Source organism: Streptosporangium sp. NPDC002607 (assembly GCF_053592655.1).
In genome coordinates this window covers 49,967-74,572 of record NZ_JBSFWD010000044.1, presented here as the reverse complement: position 1 = coordinate 74,572, position 24,606 = coordinate 49,967, and the positions used below count along the sequence as shown (strand labels likewise).

At 70.4% G+C, this 24,606-nt stretch carries 25 protein-coding genes and 1 pseudogene; 11 read left to right on the top strand and 15 right to left on the bottom strand.

The window, feature by feature from the left end:
• Positions 1 to 227 (bottom strand): annotated as a pseudogene (locus tag ACWD3H_RS36165) (hypothetical protein); the annotation flags it as partial.
• Between the two features lie 481 nt (positions 228 to 708).
• On the opposite strand from ACWD3H_RS36165, the gene ACWD3H_RS36160 reads away from it, so the two are divergent.
• Positions 709 to 2,199, top strand: a complete 1,491-nt coding sequence (locus ACWD3H_RS36160; RefSeq protein WP_451958215.1) for a rhamnulokinase — start codon at positions 709 to 711, stop codon at positions 2,197 to 2,199.
• 184 nt (positions 2,200 to 2,383) lie between these two features.
• Here the strand turns inward: ACWD3H_RS36160 and ACWD3H_RS36155 are convergent, their stop codons facing one another.
• Complete coding sequence (locus ACWD3H_RS36155; RefSeq protein ID WP_451958214.1) at positions 2,384 to 2,554, bottom strand: hypothetical protein; 171 nt, start codon at positions 2,552 to 2,554, stop codon at positions 2,384 to 2,386.
• A gap of 53 nt (positions 2,555 to 2,607) precedes the next feature.
• Between ACWD3H_RS36155 and ACWD3H_RS36150 the strand changes: the two genes are divergently transcribed.
• The 3 genes from ACWD3H_RS36150 to ACWD3H_RS36140 all read left to right on the top strand — a co-directional run bounded on the left by ACWD3H_RS36150 (position 2,608) and on the right by ACWD3H_RS36140 (position 6,482).
• Positions 2,608 to 3,621 (top strand): zinc-dependent alcohol dehydrogenase, encoded by a 1,014-nt coding sequence (locus ACWD3H_RS36150; RefSeq protein ID WP_451958213.1) that lies wholly within the window; start codon positions 2,608 to 2,610, stop codon positions 3,619 to 3,621.
• A 189-nt stretch (positions 3,622 to 3,810) separates the two neighbouring features.
• Positions 3,811 to 5,046 carry a CoA transferase gene (locus ACWD3H_RS36145; protein WP_451958212.1) on the top strand — a complete coding sequence of 412 codons (1,236 nt, stop codon included), beginning with the start codon at positions 3,811 to 3,813 and terminating at the stop codon, positions 5,044 to 5,046.
• On the top strand, positions 5,043 to 6,482 hold the full coding sequence (locus tag ACWD3H_RS36140) for an amidohydrolase family protein (RefSeq protein ID WP_451958211.1): 1,440 nt from the start codon (positions 5,043 to 5,045) through the stop codon (positions 6,480 to 6,482). Before ACWD3H_RS36145 ends, ACWD3H_RS36140 begins: the two co-directional genes overlap by 4 nt.
• Positions 6,483 to 6,539: 57 nt before the next feature.
• Here ACWD3H_RS36140 and ACWD3H_RS36135 read toward each other — a convergent pair whose 3' ends face one another.
• From ACWD3H_RS36135 to ACWD3H_RS36115, 5 genes are read right to left on the bottom strand one after another with little or no spacing between them, the layout of a single operon-like run.
• The gene (locus tag ACWD3H_RS36135; RefSeq protein ID WP_355568619.1) at positions 6,540 to 7,370 is read right to left on the bottom strand and encodes a carbohydrate ABC transporter permease; all 831 of its coding nucleotides are present in this window, start codon (positions 7,368 to 7,370) and stop codon (positions 6,540 to 6,542) included.
• Position 7,371: 1 nt separating this feature from the next.
• Positions 7,372 to 8,361: a carbohydrate ABC transporter permease gene (locus tag ACWD3H_RS36130; protein ID WP_355568622.1), complete on the bottom strand. Its 990-nt coding sequence runs from the start codon at positions 8,359 to 8,361 to the stop codon at positions 7,372 to 7,374.
• Between the two features lies 1 nt (position 8,362).
• Positions 8,363 to 9,646 (bottom strand): ABC transporter substrate-binding protein, encoded by a 1,284-nt coding sequence (locus tag ACWD3H_RS36125; RefSeq protein WP_451958210.1) that lies wholly within the window; start codon positions 9,644 to 9,646, stop codon positions 8,363 to 8,365.
• Positions 9,647 to 9,696: 50 nt separating this feature from the next.
• Entirely contained in the window at positions 9,697 to 11,304 is a 1,608-nt protein-coding gene (locus tag ACWD3H_RS36120) for an FAD-dependent oxidoreductase (protein ID WP_451958209.1), read from the bottom strand.
• A 28-nt stretch (positions 11,305 to 11,332) separates the two neighbouring features.
• Positions 11,333 to 12,364, bottom strand: coding sequence for a LacI family DNA-binding transcriptional regulator (locus tag ACWD3H_RS36115; protein WP_451958208.1), 1,032 nt, complete (start codon positions 12,362 to 12,364; stop codon positions 11,333 to 11,335).
• A gap of 232 nt (positions 12,365 to 12,596) precedes the next feature.
• On the opposite strand from ACWD3H_RS36115, the gene ACWD3H_RS36110 reads away from it, so the two are divergent.
• Positions 12,597 to 13,616 (top strand): hypothetical protein, encoded by a 1,020-nt coding sequence (locus tag ACWD3H_RS36110; RefSeq protein WP_451958207.1) that lies wholly within the window; start codon positions 12,597 to 12,599, stop codon positions 13,614 to 13,616.
• 210 nt (positions 13,617 to 13,826) lie between these two features.
• Here ACWD3H_RS36110 and cpt read toward each other — a convergent pair whose 3' ends face one another.
• Complete coding sequence (gene cpt / locus ACWD3H_RS36105) at positions 13,827 to 14,348, bottom strand: chloramphenicol phosphotransferase CPT (RefSeq protein WP_451958206.1); 522 nt, start codon at positions 14,346 to 14,348, stop codon at positions 13,827 to 13,829.
• A gap of 278 nt (positions 14,349 to 14,626) precedes the next feature.
• On the opposite strand from cpt, the gene ACWD3H_RS36100 reads away from it, so the two are divergent.
• A complete protein-coding gene (locus ACWD3H_RS36100; RefSeq protein WP_451958205.1) occupies positions 14,627 to 15,109 on the top strand; it encodes an NUDIX domain-containing protein in 483 nt (160 codons plus the stop codon).
• Positions 15,110 to 15,213: 104 nt separating this feature from the next.
• Here the strand turns inward: ACWD3H_RS36100 and ACWD3H_RS36095 are convergent, their stop codons facing one another.
• Positions 15,214 to 16,044 carry a PhzF family phenazine biosynthesis protein gene (locus ACWD3H_RS36095; RefSeq protein WP_451958204.1) on the bottom strand — a complete coding sequence of 277 codons (831 nt, stop codon included), beginning with the start codon at positions 16,042 to 16,044 and terminating at the stop codon, positions 15,214 to 15,216.
• A 405-nt stretch (positions 16,045 to 16,449) separates the two neighbouring features.
• On the opposite strand from ACWD3H_RS36095, the gene ACWD3H_RS36090 reads away from it, so the two are divergent.
• Together ACWD3H_RS36090 and ACWD3H_RS36085 are read left to right on the top strand one after the other, a co-directional pair.
• Positions 16,450 to 16,881 carry a nitroreductase family deazaflavin-dependent oxidoreductase gene (locus ACWD3H_RS36090; RefSeq protein ID WP_451958203.1) on the top strand — a complete coding sequence of 144 codons (432 nt, stop codon included), beginning with the start codon at positions 16,450 to 16,452 and terminating at the stop codon, positions 16,879 to 16,881.
• A gap of 151 nt (positions 16,882 to 17,032) precedes the next feature.
• Positions 17,033 to 17,929, top strand: a complete 897-nt coding sequence (locus ACWD3H_RS36085; RefSeq protein ID WP_451958202.1) for an alpha/beta hydrolase — start codon at positions 17,033 to 17,035, stop codon at positions 17,927 to 17,929.
• Positions 17,930 to 17,985: 56 nt separating this feature from the next.
• Here the strand turns inward: ACWD3H_RS36085 and ACWD3H_RS36080 are convergent, their stop codons facing one another.
• The 4 genes from ACWD3H_RS36080 to ACWD3H_RS36065 form a co-directional block, all read right to left on the bottom strand.
• A complete protein-coding gene (locus ACWD3H_RS36080; RefSeq protein WP_451958201.1) occupies positions 17,986 to 18,192 on the bottom strand; it encodes a hypothetical protein in 207 nt (68 codons plus the stop codon).
• Positions 18,193 to 18,321: 129 nt separating this feature from the next.
• Positions 18,322 to 18,864: a BRCT domain-containing protein gene (locus tag ACWD3H_RS36075; protein WP_451958200.1), complete on the bottom strand. Its 543-nt coding sequence runs from the start codon at positions 18,862 to 18,864 to the stop codon at positions 18,322 to 18,324.
• A gap of 55 nt (positions 18,865 to 18,919) precedes the next feature.
• Positions 18,920 to 19,903, bottom strand: a complete 984-nt coding sequence (locus ACWD3H_RS36070) for an alpha/beta fold hydrolase (RefSeq protein ID WP_451958199.1) — start codon at positions 19,901 to 19,903, stop codon at positions 18,920 to 18,922.
• Positions 19,904 to 20,282: 379 nt separating this feature from the next.
• Complete coding sequence (locus ACWD3H_RS36065) at positions 20,283 to 21,398, bottom strand: MerR family transcriptional regulator (RefSeq protein ID WP_451958198.1); 1,116 nt, start codon at positions 21,396 to 21,398, stop codon at positions 20,283 to 20,285.
• Positions 21,399 to 21,506: 108 nt separating this feature from the next.
• On the opposite strand from ACWD3H_RS36065, the gene ACWD3H_RS36060 reads away from it, so the two are divergent.
• Positions 21,507 to 21,788: a hypothetical protein gene (locus ACWD3H_RS36060; protein ID WP_451958197.1), complete on the top strand. Its 282-nt coding sequence runs from the start codon at positions 21,507 to 21,509 to the stop codon at positions 21,786 to 21,788.
• A 54-nt stretch (positions 21,789 to 21,842) separates the two neighbouring features.
• Here ACWD3H_RS36060 and ACWD3H_RS36055 read toward each other — a convergent pair whose 3' ends face one another.
• Positions 21,843 to 21,989 carry a hypothetical protein gene (locus tag ACWD3H_RS36055; RefSeq protein ID WP_451958217.1) on the bottom strand — a complete coding sequence of 49 codons (147 nt, stop codon included), beginning with the start codon at positions 21,987 to 21,989 and terminating at the stop codon, positions 21,843 to 21,845.
• Between ACWD3H_RS36055 and ACWD3H_RS36050 the strand changes: the two genes are divergently transcribed.
• Together ACWD3H_RS36050 and ACWD3H_RS36045 are read left to right on the top strand one after the other, a co-directional pair.
• The gene (locus ACWD3H_RS36050) at positions 21,940 to 22,044 is read left to right on the top strand and encodes a hypothetical protein (protein WP_355564734.1); all 105 of its coding nucleotides are present in this window, start codon (positions 21,940 to 21,942) and stop codon (positions 22,042 to 22,044) included. The genes ACWD3H_RS36055 and ACWD3H_RS36050 overlap by 50 nt on opposite strands.
• Positions 22,011 to 22,175: a 2-oxo acid dehydrogenase subunit E2 gene (locus ACWD3H_RS36045; protein ID WP_451958196.1), complete on the top strand. Its 165-nt coding sequence runs from the start codon at positions 22,011 to 22,013 to the stop codon at positions 22,173 to 22,175. The genes ACWD3H_RS36050 and ACWD3H_RS36045 overlap by 34 nt, the downstream gene beginning before the upstream one ends.
• A 77-nt stretch (positions 22,176 to 22,252) precedes the next feature.
• On the opposite strand, the gene ACWD3H_RS36040 is transcribed toward ACWD3H_RS36045, so the two are convergent.
• Positions 22,253 to 24,370, bottom strand: coding sequence for a ricin-type beta-trefoil lectin domain protein (locus ACWD3H_RS36040; protein WP_451958195.1), 2,118 nt, complete (start codon positions 24,368 to 24,370; stop codon positions 22,253 to 22,255).
• Between the last annotated feature and the right edge of the window lie 236 nt (positions 24,371 to 24,606).

Sequence of the window (24,606 nt, the reverse complement as noted above, 5' to 3'; positions counted from 1 at the left end):
ATCGTCTCGTAGGGGTTGTTGATCTGCTTGGGCAGGAACGCGATCTTCAGCCCTTCCTTGATCGGCGCGTTCGGATCGGCCTTGGCCGGGGCCGAGGACGCCGGGGCCGCCGGGGCCGCCGAACCGGCCGAGTCCTTGGTGGTGCCGCCGCCGCAGGCGGCGAGCCCGAGCGAGAGCAGACCGGCCATGACCGCGGCCGAGGCGGACCTTCGCGAAACAGTGAACATAAGCGCTTCCTCGGGAAGTCGGCGGCAGGCAGGCTCCTGCTGAAAAACGATTTAACAAGTTGAGCTGGACAGTAGAACCAAGCTCCCGGGGGTGTCAATGGCACATGAACACGCTGTTTCCTTAGCGTTACACGGCATGCGTTCCGGCCGGCCCCGCGTCTCCGAGGACCCTCGCTCTCCGCCGCCGAGCATCTGGCCGCCATCTGTTGCCACGTTTTAAGCATTTCGGTACCTCGCGTGGCCTCCGTGACAGTGCCGACCACCCCGCGAGCGCGGGTCAGGAGGTGTGGGTGATCACGGCCCCCGGCGGGCGGACGCGTTCCGATACCCGCGACCGGCCACCAGGTAGCAGGGGCGCCGTCTGGTTAGCCATCTGGCTCGCCGTCTGGTTCGGGGAGGAAGACGACTCCATGAGCTGTTTCACCTGCCGTCTCTGACATATCACCCATATCAGGAAGGGCTTTCCGGCTACGCTTGGACCGTGCCCGTCTACGTGGCCGTGGATCTCGGAGCTGAGAGCGGCCGGGTGCTGACCGGCGAATTCGATGGTGAACGGCTCGCGGTGCGGGAGGTGCACCGCTTCGCCAACCGGCCGGTCCGCGTCCTCGACGGCCTGTACTGGGACGTGCTCGGGCTGCTCGCACAGACGCGCGGAGGCATCGCGCTGGCCGCCGCCCGCGGTCGTGTCACCAGCGTGGGCGTGGACGCCTGGGGCGGCGACTTCGCCCTCCTCGACCGTGACGGGCGGCTGCTGGCCAACCCCCGTCACCACCTCGATCCCTACACCTCCGGCCTGGCGGGCCTCGTCTCCTGGCAGGACCACTACGAGCTGACCGGCATCCGCCCCGGGCCCGGCACCACGGCCTGCCAGTTGCTGGCGCACGCCGGATCGCCGCTTCTGGAGGCGGCCGACCACCTGGCGATGGTGCCGGACCTGTTCACCCTCTGGCTGAGCGGTGAGATGGTCACCGAGCGGACGATCGCGAGCACCAGCCAGCTGCTGGACGTCAGGACCGGCCGCTGGGCGAGCAGCCTTGTCACCCGCCTGGGCCTGCCCCGCCACCTGTTCGCCCACCGGCTCACCGAGCCGGGCACGATCGCGGGGCCGCTGCGGGAGAAGGGCGGGGACGGCCCGGGTGGAGTCGTGGTCGTCGCGGTGGCCGGCCACGACTCCGCCTCCGCCGCGGTGGCGCTGCCCGTCTCGTCCGGCTCTGTCGGCTACGTCTCCTGCGGCACCCGTTCGCTGGCGGGACTGGAGCTCGACGCCCCGGTCACGAGCCGGGCGGCCAGGCTCGCGGGCTTCAGCAACGAGGGCGGCGTCATGGGGACCGTGCGATTCACCCGCGCCCTCAACGGCCTGCTGCTGCTCCAGGAGTGCCGCAGATCCTGGGGCGTGCGCACCTCGTACGCGGACCTGGTCGCCGAGGCCGCCGCCACGCCCGCCTTCGGGCCGCTGATCGACCCCGGCCACCCGTGGTTTCTCGAACCCGGCGACATGCCGGCGAGGATCGCGGCCTACTGCCACTCGACCGGGCAGGCGCCGCCCGCCGGCCGCGCGGAGACGGTGCGCTGCGTCCTGGAGAGTCTCGCCTGCTCCTACCGTTGGGCCCTGGAGCAGGCCGAGTTCCTCAGCGACCGGCGGGTGGAGGCCGTGCACCTCGTGGGAGCCGGGGCCTCCAGCGAGACGCTGTGCCGGCTCGTCGCCGACTTCGCCGGACGGCCCGTGCTGGCCGGTCCCGTGGAGGCGACCGCCGTGGGAAACCTGCTCATCCAGGCCATGGCCGACGGCCGCATCGGCTCCCTCACCGAACTGCGCGAGGTGGTCCGCCGCTCGTTCCGGCCCCGGCCGTTCCCACCCGGCCGCGAACGGGAGCCGTACGAGATCGCCTACTCCCGATATCGGCAGCTCACCGGGATAGACAGATTCCACGTCGACGCGGAACCCGGGCTGAGCGTCGGCACCGAGCACTGACCCGGGAGCAGCCGATCCCAGCGGTTTCTCACCCCCGTCCGGCGAGCGGTAACCTACCTGCCCCGACACCTGCGTACCTAAGTAGTCGGCTCCGGAAGTCCTTCGGGGGTTGGCGTGACGGGTGGTTGCGTGGCCCGAGGTACTCAGGTGTGCAGACCGCTGAAGGGATGCGATCACTACGGTCTTAGCGGGATAGTCCCAGCCTGCCCGCCCGCAGCCCGGCCTGGAAGCGGGAGTCGGCCTCGAGCTTGGCCATCAGCTCAGCCACGCGCCGCCGATAGGTGCGTAGCGAGACGCCGAGCCGTTTGGCCGCCGATTCGTCGGTGAGTCCCGAACCGAGGGCTTCGAGGATCATGCGGCTGTCGGCATCGAAGTGGGGGATGTCGCTGCGCAGATAAGGTTTCCTCCGTGAGAGCGTTCGTCGTGACCGGGCCTCGCCGCTTCTCCGTGTGGGACGTCGAGCCACCGGCCCCCGGCCCCGGGCAGGTCGTCGTCGACGTGGAGCGGGCCGGGGTGTGCGGCACCGACATGGAGTTCTTCAGCGGGGAGATGGCCTACCTCAACGAGGATCACGCCCGCTATCCCATCCGACTCGGCCACGAGTGGTGCGGGAGGGTCTCCTCGGTCGGCGAGGGCGTCGAAGACGGCTGGATCGGCACCCGGGTCACCGGTGACACCATGCTCGGCTGCGGACGGTGCCGCCGCTGCCTGGGCGGGCTGCAACACGTGTGCGAGGACCGCTTCGAGATCGGCATCCGCGGCGGGTGGCCCGGCGCTCTGGCCGAGCAGCTGCCGGTGCCGGTCACGGCGCTGCACGCGCTGCCGGACGCGGTCGACGCGGTGGCCGGGGCCATGGTCGAGCCCGGCGGCAACGCGCTGCGGGCCGTCGAGGCCGCGGCCCTCGCACCGGGTGACCGGCTGCTGGTGCTGGGGCCGGGGACGATCGGCCTGCTCGCCGCCCGGTTCGCCCTGGCGCGCGGCGCGGAGGTCCACATCATGGGCCTGTCGGAGCCGTCACTGGAGTTCGCCCGAGGTCTCGGCGTGCACGGGGCGTGGACCTCCGACAGGCTTCCCCGACTCCCGTTCGACGCGGTCATCGACGCCTCCAACGCTCCCGGCCTGCCCGCCCTGGCCGTCGACCTGGTGGAGCCGGGCAAGCGAGTGGTCTACATAGGGATAGCGCCGAGGCTCAGCGCCGTCGACACCCGCGCGCTGGTGCTCAAGGATGTCACGGCCGTCGGGATCCTGAGCGCCTCCCCCGGCCTGGCCGGGGCGATCGAGCAGTACGCCTCGGGCTCGGTGGATCCCCGGCCGCTCGTGGCGGCCGTCGTCGGTCTCGAGGAGGTGGGTGCGGTTCTCGCCGGCTCCCGCCCCGCGGGCTCCGGCCCCGGCCCCAAGATCCACGTCGACCCGCGAGCCTGACCTGGCAGTTCCGATCGGGCGGCGGCGTGCCCGCGGAGCCGTCCGCTGGGCCGGCGCCGGAACCACGCCGCGGGCCCGTCACCGAAGCCTTCCGTCAGACCCGTGCGGACAAAATATGATCTTTAATAGCCTGGAAGTGTATTGTCGTTTTATGCCCGCTACAGCCCTCTTGTCCGATCAGGGGGCGTGATGACCCCCGATCCGCCGGCCGACTGGGCGCGCAGCGGCGTCGTCACGCTGACCGGCCGCGAGAGCGGCCCTCCGCTGATGCCACCGGGCCGTGCCGCCACCGTGGCGCGGGAGCTGGCCGGCCGCTTCACCGAGTTCACCGGGGTGCGGGTGGACGGTGCCCGGTTGCTGTCGGAGCGTGCCGCCTTCACCGGCCACCGGCGAGGTGGAGCCGTGTCGGCCGGAGGCGCGTGCCGGCTGCTGCGCACCGCCGACGGCTGGGCGGCGGTCTCCTGCGCCCGCCCCGATGACCCGGCGTTACTGGGAGCGCTGGTCTGCGCGGAGGTGGGCGAGGACCCGTGGCCGGCGGTCACCGGCTGGCTGCGCGAGCACACCGGTGCCGAGCTCGCCGAGCGGGCGGCGCTCCTCGGCGTCGCCGCAGGCCCGGTCCGGCACCGGGCCGTTCCGCCCGCCCCGCTCACCCCGCCCGCGCCGGTGACGCCCCGGCCGCCGGACGGTCTGCTGGTCGTGGACTTCAGCGCGCTGTGGGCGGGCCCGCTCTGCGCCCACCTGCTCGGCCTGGCCGGTGCCCGGGTCGTCAAGGTGGAGACCCCGTGGCGGCCGGACGGCGCCCGGGGCGGGAACGCCGCGTTCTACCGGCTGCTGCACGCCGGGCACCGCTCGGTCGTGCTCGACCCCCGCACCCCCTCCGGGCGGCATGCCATGGCCGCCCTGGTCGACGCCGCCGACATCGTCATCGAGGCGTCCAGGCCCCGCGCGCTGGCCGGTTTCGGGCTCGACGCCGAGGCCGCGGTCGCCGCCGGCACCGTCTGGATCTCGATCACCGCGTACGGGCGCGGGAGCGACCGGGTCGGATTCGGTGACGACGTCGCCGCGGCGAGCGGCCTGGTCGCCCATGACGCCGACGGGACCCCGTTGTTCTGCGGCGACGCGATCGCCGACCCGCTCACCGGCCTGACCGCCGCCGTCCTCGCCGCGACGGCGCCGCCGGACGGCACGGGCGCGCTGTGGGACGTCTCCATGTCCGACGTGGTCGCCGCCACGCTGGATCCCGTCGCGGAAACGCCCCCGAGCTCGGTGGCCGCCCGGTCGCGGAACGGCGGCTGGGTCGTCGACGCCTCCTCCGGCCCGGTCGACGTCGCCGTCCCGCTGCGGCGGGTGGTGTCCGGGAGGGCGCCCCGGAGCGGGGAGCACACCGCCGAGGTGCTGCGCGAGCTGGGCGTCGTGTCCCGGTGACCGGTCTGCTGCTGCGCGGCGCCGAACTCGACGGGCGCACCGGGGTCGACGTCCGCGTCGAAGACGGCCACGTCGTCGAGGTGGGCACCGCCCTCGGCCGCCGGCCGGGAGAGGCCTGGTACGACTGCCGGGGCGGCGCGCTGCTACCCGGGCTCTGCGACCACCACCTGCACCTGCACGCGCTCGCCGCCTGGGGCACCTCGGTGCGTTGCGGCCCTCCCGAGGTGACCGGGCCCGCCGCGCTGGCCGCCGCACTGGCCGCGGCCGTCCCCGACGAGCACGGGTGGATCCGTGGCGTCGGGTACGCGGAGACGGTCGCCGGCGACCTCGACGCCACCGCGCTGGACCGCCTCCGTCCCGACCGCCCGGTCCGCGTCCAGCATCGCAGCGGCGCGCTGTGGACCCTCAACACCGCGGCCATGGCCGCGACCGGCCTGGCCGGGGCCGACCACCCTGGCGTCGAGCGGGACGACCGCGGCTTGCCCACCGGACGGCTCTGGCGCGCCGACGGCTGGCTGCGCTCCCGGCTGCCGCCCGCCGGACCGCCCGATCTCGCCCCGGTGGGCGCCGCCCTCACCCGCTTCGGCATCACCGCCGTCACCGACGCCACCCCCGATCTCGACGTCGGCGCCGTCGCGGCGATCACCGAGGCCATGCGTGGCGGGGCGCTGCCCCAGCGCGTCCAGCTGCTCGGCGCCCCGCTGGACACCCCGGCCGGGCACGGTGACCCCGTGGGGCCACCGTGCCCGGCCGTCGGGCCATACAAGATCGTGATCGCCGATTCCGGGCTGCCCACACTCGACGAGCTCACCGGCCGGATCCGGGCCGCGCACGCCGCCGGGCGCGCGGTCGCCGTGCACTGCGTCACCCGCGAGGCGCTGGTCCTGCTGCTGGTCGCGCTGGACGACGCCGGTTCCCTGCCCGGTGACCGGGTCGAGCACGCCGCGCTCGTACCGGCCGAACTCGCCCCGGAGATGGCCCGCCTCGGCCTGCGCGTCGTCACCCAACCCGGCTTCCTCGCGCACCGGGGCGACGACTTCCTGCGGGACCTCCCCACCCAGGACCACCAGGACCTGTACCGCTGTGCCACCTTCTTCCGGGCGGGCGTACCCGTCGCGCTGTCCAGCGACGCCCCCTACGGCCCGCTCGACCCCTGGGCCGTCATCGGCGCGGCGATCCGGCGGCACACCCCGGCCGGGCGGGTCGCCGGTCCGGGTGAGCGGCTCACCTTCTCCCAGGCCCTCGACGCCTACCTCGCCCCGCCCGGCGATCCGGGCGGTCCGGCCCGGCGCGTCCGTCGCGGCACACCCGCGGACCTCGTCGTCCTGCGCACTCGCCTCGCCGACGCGCCCGCCGACCCGGAGCCCGTCCGGGCGGTGCTGGTGGGAGGCCACCTCGTCTGGGACAGGCTCGGCGCGGGGGCCGCCGGCGGGTAGACGCCGTACGCCACCGCCCGACTCCTCACGGACGGCCGACCCGCGCGCGCGTCGAGGTCAGCCCTTCAGGCCGGTGTGGGCCAGGCCCTCGATGAACTGCCGCTGCGCGAGGACGAACACCACCAGCACCGGTAGCGCGGTCATCGAGGCGGCGGCGAGCTGGACGTTCCACATCGGCCCGCCGTAGGCGTCGACGAACTGGGTCAGTGCCTGCGGCAGGGTGAACCTCTCCGGCGAGGAGAGGTACACGATGGGTTCGAGATAGAGGTTCCAGCTGTGCAGGAAGGTGAAGATCGCGACAGCGCCGAGCGCGGGACGGGCCAGCGGCAGCGCGACCCGGTAGAAGGTGCCGAACCTGCCGAGCCCGTCGACACGGGCGGCCTCCTCCAACTCGCCGGGGAGGCTGATGAAGAACTGCCTCATGATGAAGGTGGCCAGCACGCTGGGCGCGCCGAGGATCGGCACCAGGATCAGCGGCCAGTGGGTGTCGGTGAGCCCCAGCTCGTGGAACATCTGGAACAGCGGGACGATCGTGACCTCGCTCGGGATGAGCAGCCCGAGCAGCACGACGACGAAGAGGACGTTCTGGCCGGGGAAGCGGATGCGCGCGAAGGCGTACCCGGCCATCGCCGCCACCGCCATCGTCCCCGCCGTGACGACCAGGGCGATGTAGAGGCTGTTGAAATACTGGCCCGCGAAGGGCTGCAGCCGGAAGACCTGCCCGTAGGCCGAGACGTCCCAGTCCGCGGGAAGCAGCCTCGGCGGGAAGGCGAAGATCTCACTGACCGGTTTGAACGACGAGGTGACCATCCACCAGGTCGGGAAGACGAACGGCACGCACAGCAGGCACAGCAGGCCGTACAGGAGCGTCTTCAGCCGCGTCGGCATCTCATGTCTCATTGATGACCCACTTCCTGCGCATCCGCCACTGCACGACGGTGAGCAGTGCCACGATCGCGAACAGCAGGACCGACAGCGTCGCGCCGTATCCGAAGTGATGGAACTGGAAGGCCTGCTGGTACAGGTAGTAGATGAGGACCGTCGTCGACATGCCGGGGCCGCCCTGGGTGAGCACCGCGATCTGCGCGAACACCTGCAGCGACCCCACCACGGTGATGATCGAGGTGAGCAGGATGGTCGGGCTGATCAGGGGGACGGTGATCCGCCTGAAGCGGGTCCACGCCCCGGCGCCGTCCAGCGCGGCGGCCTCGTAGAGCTGGGCCGGCACGCCCTGAAGGGCGGCCAGGAAGAGCACCATGTTGAGTCCGACGTTCTTGAGGACCTGAACGACGATCACCGCCAGCATCGCCGTGCCCTCGCCGCGCAGCCAGTTCGGACCGTCGACTCCGGCGGCGCCGAGCAGGCCGTTGACACCGCCGTCGTCCTGCAGCAGGAACTGCCACACGATCGTCCAGGCGACCAGCGAGACCACCACGGGCGAGAAGAAGACCGTACGGAAGAACGTGGTCCCGCGCAGCCGCTGGTTGAGCAGGATCGCCAGGAGCAGGGCCAGGGCGAGATTGAAGACGACCAGGCCGACCGAGAACACCGCGGTGCCGGCCAGCACCTCGCGCAGGTTGGCGTCGGCGAGCAGCCGGTCGTAGTTCTCCGCGCCGACGAACTCGAAGGTGCCGGCCAGCACGTTCCACTCGTGCAGGCTGTACCAGAGCACGAGCCCGAGCGGCAGGAGCACGAACAGCACGCTGCCCAGGAGTTGCGGGGTGATGAGCAGGTATCCGACCAGGTTGTCGCGGCGGCGCACGGTCCAGAAGGACCGGCCGCGCCCCGTGCCCCCGGTACGCCCGGTGGCGTTCCCGCCGGTGACCGGCCGGACGTCGGCCCGGCCGGTCACCGCGAACCTCGGGTGTGAGACTGCCACGTCACGCACCCAGCATCGGCTGGATCTTGGCGCACACCCCGCCCAGCACCGCCTTGACGTCGGCGCCGGGCTGCCAGAGCGGGTCGAGCGCGGCCCGCACGGCCTGCGAGAGCTCCGCCTGGCCGGTGTGGCTGGGCTTGACCACTCCCTTCTCGATGCCGCCGATCACGACCTGCTGGAGTTGCTCGGGCTTGAGCAGCGGGTTGCTCTTGGCCAGGGTGTCCGCGGTGAGCTGGGAGGCCCGGGGCGGCGGGAAGTAGGCGGCGAGCCTGGCGGAGTTGGCGGGGTTGGTGAAGAAGGCCAGGAAGTCGACGGCCGCCGCGGCGTTCGCGGACTTCTTGAAGACGCCCAGGCCCGCCTGGCCGATCACCGAGTACTCACCCTTGGGACCCGCGGGCAGCGGGACGAGGTCCCAGCCGAACTTCGCGTCCTGCAGGAGAGAGGCGCGGGAGATCTGGGTGATGGTCATCGCCGCGTCGCCCGCGAAGAAGTCCGCCGTGGTGCCGGGACCGGGGAACGCCTTGTCCGTGAAGACCGCCCTGTGCAGGAACGTCATCGCCTCGACCATCTCGGGGCTGTCGAACCCGCAGGTTTTGCCGTCCTCGCTCCAGGCCTGGGCGCCCCAGCCGCCCCACACAGAGGCGAGGTTGTCCCAGCTCTTGTAGTCGAAGTCGCGGACGACCATGCCCGCCTTGCCGGTCTTCGAGGCGACCGCGGCGTTCTGGGCCGCCACCTTCTCCCAGGTCCACGTACCCTCCTCGATCATCTCAGCGGGGGTCTTCTGGCCCGCCTTCTTGAGCAGGTCGGTGTTGACGAACACCCCGAACGGCGAGGTGGAGAACGGGTAGGCGTACAGCTTGCCCTCGGCCTGCCAGAGCTTGACCGCCGAGGGGGTGAGGTCGTCGAAACCGTAGCCCTCGGCCTTGCGCAGCGTGTCGTCGAGCGGCGCCAGCGCGCCCGAGGAGACGAAGTCGGGCGCCGAGTTCTCCAGGATCCAGGCCAGGTCGGGGGCGTTGCCGCCGGCGATCTGGGTGGTCAGGGTGGTGGTGTAGTTCTCGAAGGGGATGGGGTCGAACGTGATCTCGCCGATGTCGGGACGGGTCTTCCGGTATTCGGCGGCGATTTCGTTGAACAGCTTCAGATGCGCCTCGTTCGAGGTCCAGATCGTCATGCGCAGCGGTTGCGGGCCCTTCGCCGCGGGAGTGGCCTCGTTCGCCCCGCCGCACGCCGTCAGGGTGAGCAGCGCCGCCAGCGCGACGACCGCGGGCTTTCCGAATGGTCTCATGGTCCGTTCTCCTTGCTGGGAATCCCCCGACGGTCGTGGTGGGTGCGCGGTCAGTAACCGGTCACCTGCGGCCAGCGCAGTTCGACGCCGTCGCGGGCGAGTCGGCGCTGGAAGGCGGCGAGCAGTCCCTCGTCACCGCGTACGGCGTGCGGGGTGGTGGCGTTGTCCAGGCAGAAGGCGGCGAGGGCGCCGGCGGCCTCGCCGACGTTCCACTCCACCGGGTGCAGCCGGTAGGCCCCGTTGGTGATGTGTGTGGTGCCGATGTTCTTGGACGCGGGCAGCAGATTGGTCATCCGCTGCGGGACGAGCGCGCCGAGGGGGATCTCGAACGGCGAGCTGGCCACGTCTATGTAGTTGTCGCCCCCGGTGGAGGGGTGCAGATCGATGCGGTACATCCCCACGCCGACCGAGTCGGCGTAGCTCACCGCGCCCTTGTCTCCGCGCACCGCGAGCGACAGATCCTGCTCGGCCACGGTGTACAGGGCGCGGATGCGGCGCGACTCGCGGATGTAGGGTGCCTGGGCCAGGCCGTCGTCGCCACCGCCGGTGACGTCGCCCCGCAGGCGCAGGCCGGGAAACCCGGTCCCTCCGTCGGGGCGCGGCGCCTCGGTCTGCAACCAGTACAGCACCGAGCGGGAGAGCTCGCGGGCCGCGGCCAGGTGCCTGTCGGCATCCGGAACGTCGATGACCGGACCCTCCAGGTAGTCGATCATCGGCCAGTTGACCAGGGTGATGTCGCTGGCGTAGGCGCCGTCCGTGAAGTTGCGCCGCGCGGCGATCCTGCGGAAGGTCCACAGGTTCGCGTCGCCGGGGTTGAGCCGCTGGTCGGCCTCGACGAGCAGCGGATCGTCGTCGGGGTTGGGGGTGAAGGAGCGTTCCACGATCTCCAGGGTCCTGGGGTGCGGGCAGCGCCAGGACAGCAGCCGGTCACCCCAGAAGCCGGGCTGGTAGCTCCGCCAGAACTCGTAGGATCCGGGCCTGTCGATGGTGTGGTCACCGTCGACGTGGTCGATCGCGAAACAGACCGAGACCGCCTGCATGTTCGTCGGCTGGGCCTCGGCGGGCGCGCTCGGCTCGCCGGTGTCGCCCTGCGACTCGAACCCCGTCACGTACTCGGTGCCGGTCAGCGGCAGCAGCTCGCCCGTCTCGGTGGCGTCCAGCACGTACGGCGCGACGGCGGTGACCTCCCCGCCCCCGTCCCGGTGCTCCAGACGGACCGCCCGCACCCGGTCACCGTCGACCTCCGCGCCGACCGGCCGATACGGCTGCAGGACGCGCAGCCGCCCCGAGCCCCGGTACGGCGCGAGCATGGCCTCGATCACCGCGACCGCGACGCGCGGCTCGTGACAGAGCCGGCTCACGTGTCCGGCTCCGGGGTTCAGCTCCCGCCAGGCCCGCGACCGCTCGGTCAGCGGATAGTGGTCGCGGTAGTAGCGGCGGATGCCCTCGCGCAGCGCCCGGTAGGAGGCCGTCACGCCGAACCTCTCCACCCAGGAGTGCTCGTCGGGCGGCACCGCCTGGCTGGTCAGCTGCCCGCCGAGCCAGTCGTACTCCTCGGTCAGGATCACTGTGCGCCCGGCTCGCAGCAGCGCCAGGGCGGCGGCGACGCCGCCCAGCCCTCCGCCGACGACCACCGCGTCCGCCGATATCTCAACCACGTCGGAGGTCTCTCCCATCGTTATTCGATCAGCTTGGAATCGGTGCGAGCGTGGATCCCTCGACCAGCTCGCAGGCCAGCAGTTCCTGCGGTGTCTCCCCGCCGCTCTCCAGCAGCTCCGCCAGCAACTCGACGGCCCTGCGCCCCATCTCGCGGCGCGGGATGCGGAACCCGGTGAGATCGACGTCGACCTGGACGGGCCTGGTCGGGGCGCCCAGCGCGAGGATCGACAGGTCCCCGGGGATCGCCAGACCCCGCTCGCGCGCCGCGTGCGTGATCGCCACGGCGTCGGCGGGTTCCTCGACGAAGGCCGCGGTCACCCGGGCCGCCGACAGCTCCTCCAGCAGTTCCCCGGGGGTCCTGTCGGTGACCTGGACGTGTACCCCCTCGGCTCCGAGCGCGGCCACGGCCTCGCGGAAGCCGCGCATGCGGTCGGCGGGTGACTCGGCGCCCGCCCCCGCACCCACGTAGGCCAGCCGCCGATGGCCGAGTCCCACCGCCCGGTCGACCAGGGCGCGCACCGCGGGCGGGTAGTCGGCGCCCACGTACGGCACCGGCGCACCGGCGTCGTCGCGGCGGCCGACGGAGACGAAGGGTATGCCCTCCGCCAGCAGCCGGGCCAGGTCGTCGCGGTCGACCGTGCGCCCGAGGAGGACGCAGCCGTCGGCCAGCCGCACCCGGCTGTCCTCGTTGAAGATCCGGCGCCGCTCCCCCGCGGCCCTGGCGCTGGTGAACAGCAGCAGGTCGCAGCCCATCTCCTCGGCGCACTCCTCGATGCCGAGCAGGAAGGGGTGGTAGAAGTCGGCGCTCGCGGTCGGGAAGACCGCCTCGTAGGTGAAGACGCCCAGGATGCGGTTGCGCCGCTCGGCGAGTCTCCGGGCGACCGGGTCGGCGACGTATCCGGTCTCCCTGATCACCCTCAGCACCCGCTCACGCGTCTCCGGGGCGATGCGTACCTCGGCGTCGGTCCTGTTGTTGAGGACCAGCGACACGGTGGTCTGGCTCACCCCCGCGATGCGGGCGATGTCCTGCTGGGTGAGTCGGCGACCGGGAGCAGTCACGATCCGTAGCTTCCCCTCTGGTGATAATGCGCATTAGCGAGGTTGGGCCGTCATCTTGCAAGTGACCGCCCCCTCCTGTCAAGAGCACGGAGCCGGGACCGTCCCGAGTAAATATCACCCGTGATAATTCGTATTAGCGCCTTGACGGACGAGCGTGCCTGGCCGAACCTTTGCGATCAGAGAGATTTGCTCACCATCACTCACCGTGAAAGTTGTCGTGAAGGGATCGCCGATGACCGAACCTCTCCTGGACCGGCGCGGACTGCTGCGCACGGCGGTCGGCGCCGGTGTGGCCGGCGGCCTCGGCCTCGCCATGCCCCAGACGGCCACGGCGTCGATCGTGGACACGTCCGCGGCCGCCCTGGCGGGACCCGTCGGTTTCCCCACCTACCAGTACATCGGCACGCCGTTCGCCAAGGCGAGCCTGCGCTACAACCCGACCAACGAGCTGATCTTCCCCTGTATCCGGGGCATGTACGACAAGATCGCCAGCCCGCTGGCGCGCTACTACCTCTACTACGCCCCGCACGACGCGCCCGGCGGCATCTGCCTGGCCTACGGCAACTCGCTCGGCGGCCGGTTCACCGAGTTTCCGAACAACCCGATCATCTCCAACAACTGGTCACCGCACTACTCGGTCAGCCACGTCTCCTCACCGCACATCATCTGGAACCCCGACAACCGGCAGTTCTACCTGTACTTCCACGGCGAGAACACCACCACCCGGATGGCCTGGTCCACCGACGGCGTGCACTTCACCTACCACGGCAGGGTGCTGCACACCGGGGTCATCCCCGGGGCGACGGAGACGTCCTACGCGCGGGTCTTCGAGCACGCGGTCCCCGGACTCGGCAACAAGTACGTCATGATCTTCATGGGCGTCACCGACGGCACCCGAAAGATCTTCTGGGCCTGGTCGTCCACCGGTAAGAACTGGCAGTTCGACCCGACCCCGCTGGTCTCGCCCGGCCCCGACGGGCAGAGCGACGTCTCCGGGCCCACCCTCGTCAAGCGCAACGGCACGGCGTACGTCGTCTACCACGGCAACAGCGGGAACATGTTCATCACCGAGGTGGGCAACTCATTCGACCGGGAGGTCCATCTCGGCGTCTTCCACCGGCCACTGGTCGGGGCTCCCGACAACGGCCGCGGCGCCGCGCCCTCCTTCGGCACCGACGGCGGCGTGGAGTACATGTTCTACGAGGCCGGCCAGCGGAGCCGGTCGACGATCGCCGTCGCCCGCGCCCTCTAGTGCTGTGACCGGATAGGTTCACCGTCCGTGAGGTCATCCACCGGTTCAACGAGATCCGGCCGGCCTGCCTGGACCCTCAGTGGGCGGGAGGTCGTCCCCGCCTGCTGAAGCCTGGCGAGAAGGACTTCGGCGTGGAGACGGCCACCCGGCACCGCCGCGGCTTGAGCTGCCCGTTGCTGAACGCCGGGCGGCCGGGAGTTGATCCGTCGATCAGCTGACACAGGCGGCGATGGTCCGCGCGCACACCAGGGACTCGGTATGCGTCGTGTCCACCTCCAGGTCATAAATCACACCGTCGTGAACCACATCCGCTTGCGACGCAGCCATACCCTGGACCCGATCTCCACGTGCGACCTCGCGGCCTGCGGCGACCGTACTCTCACACCTCACACCAACCCACAGCACATCCAGCTCGCTCAGAGCCTTCTGCCACCGCTGCTGGGACGAGGCTCCGCCGAGAAAGACGTCATCGATGATAACCCTGGCGCCGGCACGGGCCATGGCCACGACACCCTCCATCCAGGCTGCCTCCAGCGCCCGGAAGTCCGCCCCGATGCTCACCCCGCCGTCCGCCGCGATCTCGATCCCCGCGTCCGACGCCTGCATCCTCGCGGGCATCGCGTCAACGAACGAATCGACGCCGAACGCCAGCCACGGATCTGGAAGAACGGCCTGCAGGCACCGTACGATCCCGGACTTCCCCGAGCTGGAACCACCATTGATAATGATCATCCGAGTCGCCACCCCGCCACAGTAGGGCCTCTCCCATACGGCACAAAACGGATTTCGGCAGACCACACCCCGGTGAACGTTCCCGGTCACAGCACCAGGGACACGCGTTCCCTGACCGCGCGGTCCTGGGGCGCGTAAGCCGCGCACCACCGGCTCTCCCCGGTCACGAACCCGCCGTGCCATCGCCGCCTCCGCGCCGCCATCGACGGCCTCTGCCGCGTCTGGTCACCGTTACCGGCCATCGACCCCGTACGGGGTGCTGGTCTAGTCTCACGATCGTGACGATCAGGAACTCGCACTGCTCCTTCTGCGGTGCGGCCTTCGCCCCCGGCCAGGACTGGCCGCGCACCTGCGCCGGCTGCCGGAACATCTCCTACCTCAACCCGCTGCCGGTCGCGGTGATGGTGCTGCCGGTCGACGACGGCCTGCTGGTGATCCGCCGTGACATCGAACCGCACCGGGGTGGGCTCGCCCTGCCCGGCGGCTTCGTCGACATGGGCGAGTCCTGGCAGCAGGCGGCCGTCCGGGAGCTCCGGGAGGAGACGGGGATCGTCGTCGACGCGGACGAGGTGCGCCTCCTCGACGTGCTCAGCGCCCCCGACGGCACCGTGCTGATCTTCGCTCTGGGGCCGAGGACCCGCTCGGCCGCCCTCCCACCGGTCACGCCCACGGCCGAGACGACGGAGTGGCTGCTGATCGACGAGCCGAGGGAACTGGCGTTCCCGCTGCACACCAGGATCGTGGCGGAGTACCTCGGCTGAGCGGCCGCCGAGAGGCGGGCAGGCGGCGCACGGCCCTCGCCCCCGCGGCGACCCCGTGGTTCTCGTACGGCGGGCGCCTTCGCAGGCGATCAGGCACGGCACGTCTACAGTTTGACCTCGCCTGTGACGCAGGTGATCGTGCCGCCGCCGACCCAGATCGTCCCGTCGGCGTCCCGGGAGACGTGAGCGCGCCCGGCACGCCCGAGGGCCGTCCCCTGACTCGCCACATACGGTGCCTCGGCACGGCCGGTGCGGAGCAGCCACTGCGCGAGCGAGGCGTTCAGGCTCCCGGTCACCGGGTCCTCGGCCGTGGCGCCGTCCTTGGGGAAGAACGCCCGCACCTCGAACGCCTCCGGCGACCCCTCGGGATACGGGCCGACCACGCCCACGTCGAGATCCACGAACCCTGGCCGCAGCGCGAGCACCTCGTCCGCGCTCGCCAGCAGGACGGCCACCCAGCCGGGCCCGTTGGCCGCCCACTCGGCGTCCAGGATCTCGGCGCGGCCGATGCCCAGCATCCGCGCGACGCGCTCCACCACCGGTTCCTCGACCGGCCCCGAGCGGAGCAGCGGCGGCGCGGCGAAGGCCAGCCCGTATCCGGTCCGGCGCACCGGCACCAGCCCCGCCCCGCACTCCTGGACGATCACGTCGGCCCCGCCCGGCGTCCCGCCCGCCGCCAGCCAGGCGTGGCAGGTGCCCAGCGTCGGGTGCCCGGCGAAGGGCAGCTCCGAGCCCGGCGTGAAGATCCGCACCCGGTAGTCCGCGCCGGGCGTGCTCGGCGGCAGCACGAAGGTGGTCTCCGACAGGTTCGTCCAGCGCGCGAACTCCAGCATCTCCTCGGTGGTCAGCCCTCTCGCGTCGAGCACGACAGCGACCGGATTACCCCGGTATGGAGTGGTGGTGAAGACGTCGACCTGCTGGAAGGGACGCGGCATGCCGCCGAGTATGCCACCCCGGGTCTCGAATCCACGCCTTGACAGCGTTCACCGTGAGGGCTTGTAATGATCCACGTCGCGTGTCGCCGACCTGGAGGACGGCGGTGGCATGGAGGCGCCGTAACAAGGGATGATGTCGTGACCTCTCACTTCACAGGCTGCGCCTAACCGCATCGCGCCCGCGCGCCGTTCCCGCATTCGGTGGTGCTGAGCACCGCTTTCGCATGTGAGCTCTTCTCGAATCCGACGGGCCGGTGACCGGCCGGCGGCCCACTGCCCCGTGTACTCATCGAGGCTCCACGTCCGCGGCCGAGTCGGCGTGCGGCGGCTTCGTACCCCCCGTACCGCATCATTCATCTCCACCGCGCACCCTCGCGCTTCACCCACGCCTGGAGTAGGCAGAGCATGCCCAACGACTTCAATCAGCGGATCATCGAAGAGTTTCGTGCCAACGCCGGCCGGGTCGGCGGCCCCTTCGAAGGAGGCCGGTTACTCCTTCTGACGACGACCGGGGCCAGGACCGGCGCGCGCCGTACCACCCCGGTCGGCTACCTGCCGGACGGCGCGCGCAAGCTGATCATCGCCTCCGCCGGGGGCGCGCCGAGCCATCCGGCCTGGTACCACAACCTCCTCGCCGACCCGCGCGTCACCGTGGAGGACGGGGTCTTCACCTACCAGGCGCAGGCGGTCGTCCTGGAAGGCGAGGAACGGGACCGCCTCTTCGCCCGTGCGGTGAAGTCAGATCCCGGATGGGCCGACTACCAGGCCAGGACGAGGCGGGTCATTCCCGTCATCGCCCTGAACCCCGTCGACGGCGGGCCCCCCGCCGGGTCATAGCCATCAGTGCCTTCACCCGGGCCGACCGGCCGCACGTGCCGTGCGCCGTCTGGTGACCGCTCTCATCACCAGGCCCGTCCCATCAACGAGCTTCAACACCGGGCAGATGGCGGCCCATACCTCGTCACCCGCACAGCGGAAGGATCACATTTTGAACGTCACACACATCCCCACCACGCCCGACGACAGCGCCGCGGCTCTGGCTGAGCTCAGGACTCTGCAGTCCCATCCCCCCGTCCTGCCCACCGACGCCGACCTCACGCCCGCCCTGCCGCACACCGGCGGCATCCCCGGTGAATGGGTCACCGCTCCCCGCCAGACGGCAGGCCAGACGGCGATCGAGGCGGGGGTCACGATCTACGTCCACGGGGGCGGATTCGAATACAAAAACCCTCACCTGGAACAGGTCATGGCTTATCGCTTGTCCCGAGCGACCGGCCGCCCCGTCCTGGCGGTGGACTACCGCCTCGCCCCCGCCCACCCGTATCCGGCCGCGCTCGACGACATGGTGGCCGCCTATCGAAGCCTGCTGGACCAGGACGTGCCCGCCTCACGGATCATCCTGGCGGGTGAGTCCGCCGGGGGCACGTTGCTGCTGTCGGCGCTGCTCGTGCTCAAGCAGGCAGGCGATCCCCTCCCCGCGGCGGCGGTGGCCATTTCCCCGCAGACCGACCTCACCCTGTCCAGCCCGTCCATCGACGCAAACGACGGCCAGGACTTCGTCAACCGGGCCGTACTCGACCATGTCCGCACCCAGTATCTGGCCGGGGCACAGCCGGACCGAGCACCTCAGTCTCCCCTCCACGGCGAGCTCGACGGGCTGCCGCCGCTGCTGCTCGCGGTGGGCTCGAAAGAGGTGATGCTCGACGACGCGCGGCGCTTCGCCGAAGCCGTCTCCGCCGCCGGAGGAAACGTCTGTCTCGACATCTACGACGGCATGCCCCACGCCTTCCACGCCACCGTAATGTCGGCCACCCCGCTTCCCATCGCCACCATCCTGCTGCACCGCATCGCGGAGTGGATCGGCCGACAGGACCGATCACGGTGATCATCCCAGGACTCCGAATGGTCTCACCGAGCCGGCCACCGCCGTCATCGTCCGGTTCAGTCCACGTCGCGCCCGTGATCGTTCTCGCCTTCCTTCTTGGCGATGAGCTGCCTGAGCGCGCCGACGATCGTGAAGACCGCACCGATCACGAAGATCGGAAAAGCGCCCGGCGCCCGCTGGGGCAACGCCACCCACGACATGCCCGTGGCGAACGTGGTCAGGACGCAGCCGACCAGGAAGATCGTGCGCCAGACCGAGATCATGCCGCCTCCATCATTGCGACTTCACAGTGACCGACTCGTTCCCCATGATCGACGAGTACGTGATGATGACTCTCTTCCCGCGTAGGCCTCTGCGAAGAGAATGCTAAGCAGTTGCTCCGAGCTCGTCGATCAGATGAACGGGCCGATGAGGTCGGCGAACTCCTCCGGGCCGACGATCCGCACGCCCAGGCTCTCGGCCTTGGCCCGTTTGGAGCCCGTTTTCTCCCCGGCCACCAGCAGGCTGGTCTTCTTCGAGACGCTGGAGGAGGGTTTGCCTCCGGCGCGTTCGATCAGCTCGTTCATCTGGTTGCGGGTCAGCGCCTCCAGCGCCCCGCTCATCGCACCGGTGACCACGACGGACATCCCGGCCAGCGGCAGCTCGGACGTGCCGCTCGCCTCGGGGTCGGCGGGTGGCGTCCAGCCCGGCTCGGTCATGGTGACCCCGGCCTTGACCAGCTTGTCGATGAGGCCGGCGAGCTCGACCAGCTCGGCCACCACCACCGGTGACTTCTCCTCACCGATGCCCTCCACCGCCTGGATCGCCTCGGCGTCGGCCGCGCGGACGGCGTCCATGCTGCCGAAGTGCCCGGCGATGCGGCGGCTCATGGAACGGCCGGTGCCGCGCACGCCCAGCGCGCAGAACACCCTGCTGAACTCTGACGGCCCTGACATGGCAGCGAACGAGAGGTCGCGCCAGGGAGCCTGGGCGGGCGCGGCAGAGGGGCCTTTATGCGGCGGGCAGGGCCGTGAGCCATTCGGTCAGGAACCGGTTGACCTCCTCGGGACGTTCCTGCTGGATCCAGTGGCCGCAGCCGTCCAGGAGGTGGGAGGAGACCAGCCCGGGAAGGGTGGCCGGGTAGGCGTTGATCGCGTCGGCCATCCAGGTCGTGGAGGCGTCCAGGCTGCCGCCGATGAACAGGGAGGGCTGCTTGATGGGGGCGCCGTTGAAGTCGGCGAGGTCCTTCCAGTCGCGGTCCATGTTGCGGTAGCGGTTGAGCGCGCCGGTCATGCCGGTGCGTTCGAACTCCCCGGCGTACACCTCCAAGTCGTCCTCGGCGAGCCAGGAAGGCAGCCGGCCGCTGGGGAACCGGTCGCGCAGCGTTGCGCCGGGGCTGACGAAGTGCGGGTCGGGGGCATCGGGGCCGGGCATGGTCTCGGCGGACAGCGCCGCGTAAAAGCCCGCGAGCCAGCCCCGCACGTCGGGTTCCATCTCGGCCTCGGCGCGGCCCGGCTCCTGGAAATAGGAGACGTAGAACTCCTGGTCACCGCCCATCTGAGCGAAGATGTCGGTGGGGCGGGGGCCACCGGGCGGCGCGTAGGGCACACTCAGCAGCCCCACCGCGCGGAAGACCTCGGGGTGCAGCAGGGCGGACGTGGCCGCGATGTTCGAGCCCCAGTCGTGGCCGATGATCACTGCGGACTCCTCGCCCAGGGCGCGCACCAGCGCGACGTTGTCCTCCACCAGAGCGAGCATCCGGTAGCTGTCCTCCGCGGCCGGCTTGGAGGATCGGCCGTAGCCGCGGACGTCGAGCGCGACCGCCCGGTAACCGGCCTGCGCCAGCGCCGGGAGCTGACGGCGCCAGGAGTACCAGGACTCGGGGAAGCCGTGGACGAGCAGCACCAGCGGTCCGCTCCCCTGCTCCGCGGCATGAATCCGGCCGCCCGACACGGACACCGAACGATGCGTGATCTCTGCGACGTGCTGCGACATGGGTCTCCTCCAGATGGCGTGCCCGCTTCTGCCAGCGGCAGTGCTCTTGTCCCCCGCTCCGCGTCCCCTTTTGCTCCGCGGGCGCTACCACCGATCATCCCGCTGACCTGGCCAGTCGCCTAAATCCTGTTGCCGGATCAGCAACTTCCACGATGTGGCCCGCCCAAGTTCCCCAGCGTCACTTCTCGTTCCCCTGCCACATCAGGGCCGCGACCACCCGCATCCGAACCGGCAGTGGCGATAACCCCAGCCCCGACGGCTCGCTAACGTCACTGGCCGGTCGGTTGCTGCTCAAGGGCCGAATCGCATTGATGCCCTGCGCCGCACATGACCGGCGGGCCGTCCAGGAGCCGCCATGGCGCTGACGCTGCGACGCGGTTCAAGTTATGAGCAGGCGGAGGCCGAGATCTGCCGCGTCGAGGTCGGCGATGTCGCTGTTGCGCTCGGCCCACCGGCCGGACTCGAGGTCGTCGCTGAGGCTTCGCACCGCCTGCTGCTCGGCCTCCGGCCCGACCCTCGCCCACACCGACATCGCACGGCGCACGTGATCCTCCAGATACGCCCCCGGTCGGCGCCAGTACGCCTCGAACAGGCCATCAGCGCAGTCCCACGGGATAGGCACCGGCTCAGCGCGGGCGCCGATCGCGTCGGCCATCCCAGCAAGCGAGGGAAATTCCGCGAGGACGGCGGCGAACTCGGGCAGGTAGTCGCGGGTAAGCCAGAACCGGTCCTGCCATCCGGGCTCGTCGGTGTCGAACGTGAGCACCACCACGCGGCGGGCCACGCGCCGCATCTCGCGCAGCCCCGCTATCGGGTCCCCCCAGTGGTGAACGGTGGAGACGGCCATCGCGACGTGGAAGGACTGGTCCTCGAACGGCAGGCTCTCCGCGGCGGCGGCCACGCACGGCGCCGAGCCGGCAGGCCGCTGCCCCCGCATGACCGCCGATGGCTCCACCGCGGTCACGTCGCGATCAGCAGGCTCGTAGGAGCCGGTGCCGGCCCCGACGTTCAGCACCGTCTGCGCGTCCCCGAGCGCGTCCCAGATCTGCGCGGCGATCCGCGGCTCGGTACGTCGTGTCGCGGTGTAAGCGCCGCCGATCGCGTTGTACAGCCGTGCACCGAGCATCTCCAGTTGCTCCTCCGGTGCCACCTTAAGTCCCTTCGCCCGTGCCTCAAGTTCCCTGTCGATGGCCGCCACCATGGCGTCAGCGCGATCACGCCGCTCCAGCAGCAGGACGCGCAGTCGGCGCAGGTGCGCGACCGCGTCGGTGGACGGGTCGCCGACCAGTTCCGCAACCTCCCGCAGCCCGAAGCCCAACCGCCGATAGGCCAGCACCTCCCTCAGCCGCTCCACGTCGCCCGCCGAATAGGCCCGGTACCCGGCCGCGGTCCGCGCCGACGGCTGAACGAGCCTGATCTCGTCATAGTGATGCAGCGTGCGGACGCTCACGCCGGCCAGCTCGGCCACGTGTCCCACGGTCCAGTGATCCTCCACGCCACCGACTATGCAGCCTGACGCCACGTGAGGGTCAAGAGCCTCACTCACGGCAGCAAGAGCCGAACGCGAAGCAGCGGTCCAAGGCGACTCCGGCAAGCCAGAGCGATGGTCTGGTTCAGAGAAGCTTGTGTCAGATGCTCACTCCTTCGACCGGACCCGGCCCAGCGGACACGACTTGCCGACATCCGCGACAACCTGATCGCCCGCATCGCCGAGGCCGAACGCGAAGGCCGGCTCGACGAGATCGAAGGGCTACGGATCAGCCTCGCTGGGGCAGCAGAGAAGATCGCTCAGCTCGATGCCCGCCAGGAGCGCAGGTCATCGAAGGTGTTTCTCGGAGTCCCCTCGTTCGACCGAATCGGAGCTCGAACGGGCGGTGAGCCCTGATCACGAGTCGACGCCTGGAGCCTGACGGCTCCCCGTACGGCAGGTTGGATGTGGTCATGTGCAGGATTGCTGGGCCGGGTGGAGCTCCCGGCCGATCAGCGCCCGCCACGGCGGCACCTTCACGATCACCAACCCCGGACCGTTCGGCACCTTGATCAGCGCCCCCATCATCAACCAGCCGCAGGTGGCCATTCTTTCCACCGATGGCATCAGGAAGCGCCGGTGGTGCTGGAAGTCCCTGGGGCGGGAGAGGTGATCACGATTTACCCGGTCGGCAGCCTCTCGCTGTCGTTCGACCATCGCGCCTTCGACGGCGCCTACGCGGCGGGATTCATCAGCCGCGTCAAGCAATTCCTGGAAGCCGACGATTGGTCGCCGCGACTCTAGCCTTCGACAGTGAAGGCGTCGCGTGAGCACGCCGCCCGAGGATTGCTCGGGCGGCGGGCAGGGTGGTTAAGCGCTGGTCAGGGGTAGTTGACCAGGTTCGCGACGTTGGTCGTCGAGTTGGAGGGGCCGCCGGTGGTGTTGATGATGTTGCGGATGGTCCCCACGCCGCCGAGCGAGACGGTGACCATGTTGTGGAACCGTACGCCCGGAGTGTTGGGCGCTTCGAAGGCGCGGGCGGCGACCACGCCGGGGTTGACGTTGAAGTAGCAGTAGCTGCCCAGACCCCACGCCTCGTGGGTGGTGACGGAGGGAGCGACCTTGTAGGCCGCGTAGCCCTGGGTGCTGCCGTTCATCCATGCGGCCTGGTTGGGCGGGTCGTAGGGCATCTCGTTCTGGTAGAAGTACGTCCGCCCGCCGTTGCCGTTCCAGACCGTCTGGTACTGCTGGTAGTGCTCGACGAACAGCCCGTACATGGTGACGTCGTTGCCGTTCACGGTCAGCCCGTTGGCTGCGGTGTTGCTGTTCCAGCCGATGCCGGAGCCGTGGTCGCCGCGCCAGATCCAGAGGTGGTCGCCGATCACGTTGTTGCTGTTGACGACCAGGCTCTGGCTGGCCTTGCCGACCGCCGCGCCGCCGACGCGGAGGTACACGTCGTGGAGGGAGGTCGGGTTGGCTGCGTGCCCGGCGGTGGACCCGGCCGGGCCGACCTGGAGGAGTATCGGCGAGTTGACCGTGCCCGCGTCGAAGAGGATCCCGGCGATCTTCACCCCGTCCACGTCGGCGACGGTCATCGCGGTGACGCCGTTGTCGGGGATGAAGCTGGCCAGGCCGAGCCCGAGCACGACGGTGTTGGCCCGGGTGACCCGGATCGTGTCGTTGAGGTGGTAGACGCCCGGGGTGACCAGGAGGTCCTGCCCGGCGGCCAGCGCGGCGTTGATGTTGGCCGCGGTGTGCCCGGGTTTGACGATGAAGAACTGGCTGAGCGGGAGCGAGGTCCCCGAGGGGTTCCCGCCCGACCAGGAGGTGCCGGTCGAGTTGGCCCGGAGGGCCGGGACGAAGACCTGGTAGTTCCCGGCCTGGTCGATGTACAGGAAGGGCTTCTCCCGGACCACCGGGGTGGTGGCCACCCGCGTGTACGGCGGGTTGGGGAAGTTCCCGGCGGGGGCGTTGGTGGCCCCGACGAAGACCATGTTCCAATTGGAGCCCGTCCAGCTGCCCATCTCGGTGTTGCGGGTCAGCCACTGCTGCTGCGTGCCCGAGCGGACCTGCCCGTCGATCCGGGTGTCGGCCAAGAGCCCGCCGCTGGACCAGCCGCCGTCGTCCAGCTGGAGGTTCCCGCGCAGGTGCATCCGCCGGTACGGCGCCGCCTGCGACACCGCCCACCGGTCGTTGCCGCCGGGCGGGGTGACGGACAGGTTCTCGACCCCACGCCAGAAGTTCTGGGTGGCGTTGCCCTGGAACCAGTCGGCCTCGGCGTGGACGGGCCCGTTGACGGTGACCTGGTCGGGCAGCAACCCGAGCCCGAGGACCTGCGTGTAGAAGCCGACGTTCACGTCCACGTTGTACGTACCGGGCTTGAACAGCAACGCGAAGCGGTTGCCGCCGAACTGGTTGCTCTGCTGCTGGTTGAAGACGGTGTTCAGCCGGGACTGGATGGTCGAGGCGGACATCGTCGGGTCGAAGATGCTCACGTTCGGCCCGAGGTCGGGGTTGGATCCGGTCGGCGGCGGGGTCGGGAGGGTCCAGCGCTGGTTGGCGCCGGCGGAGCAGTCCCAGATCTGGAGCGGGGTGCCGTCGGCGGAGCTGGGCCCGGTGGCGTCCAGGCACTTGCCGAGCGCGCGCAGGGTGCCGTCGGCCTGGGCGGTCCAGACCTGGGCGGTGGTGCCGTTGCAGTCATAGAGCTGCACCCGGGTTCCGTTGGCGGTGCTGGCGGCGGCCACGTCCACGCACTTGCCGAGGGCCCGGATGGTGCCGTCGGTGCCGGTGGTCCACTGCTGGGCGTTGCTGCCGTTGCAGGTGTAGAGCTGGATCTGGGTGCCGTTGGCCGGGTTGGCGCCGGCCACGTCCACGCACTTGCCGCCGTACCCGGTGATCTGGCCGACGGCGGCGGAGGCGGGGGTGAGGGTGAGGGTGGTCGCGACGAGCGCGAACCCGGCTGTCAGAGCGAGCACTAATCGGGCGCGTTGCAGGCGCATGGGGGGCCCTTCTGGCTCGTTCACTTCTTAAATTAAGACGCATGTAACATGCCCGTATGGCGCCCTGTCAATAGGAAACTTTACTAATGATTGATCTCATGACGTCGGGTGGAGCGCCTTTCAATAGCGATCTCCGTTCGACGCAGGTGCACGGAATCGACTCCGAGCCAGCAGCACCAGTTCATATGCCGCCTGTGACGCCCGAAAACTCGGCCGGGGCTTTGACCTGGAGGTTC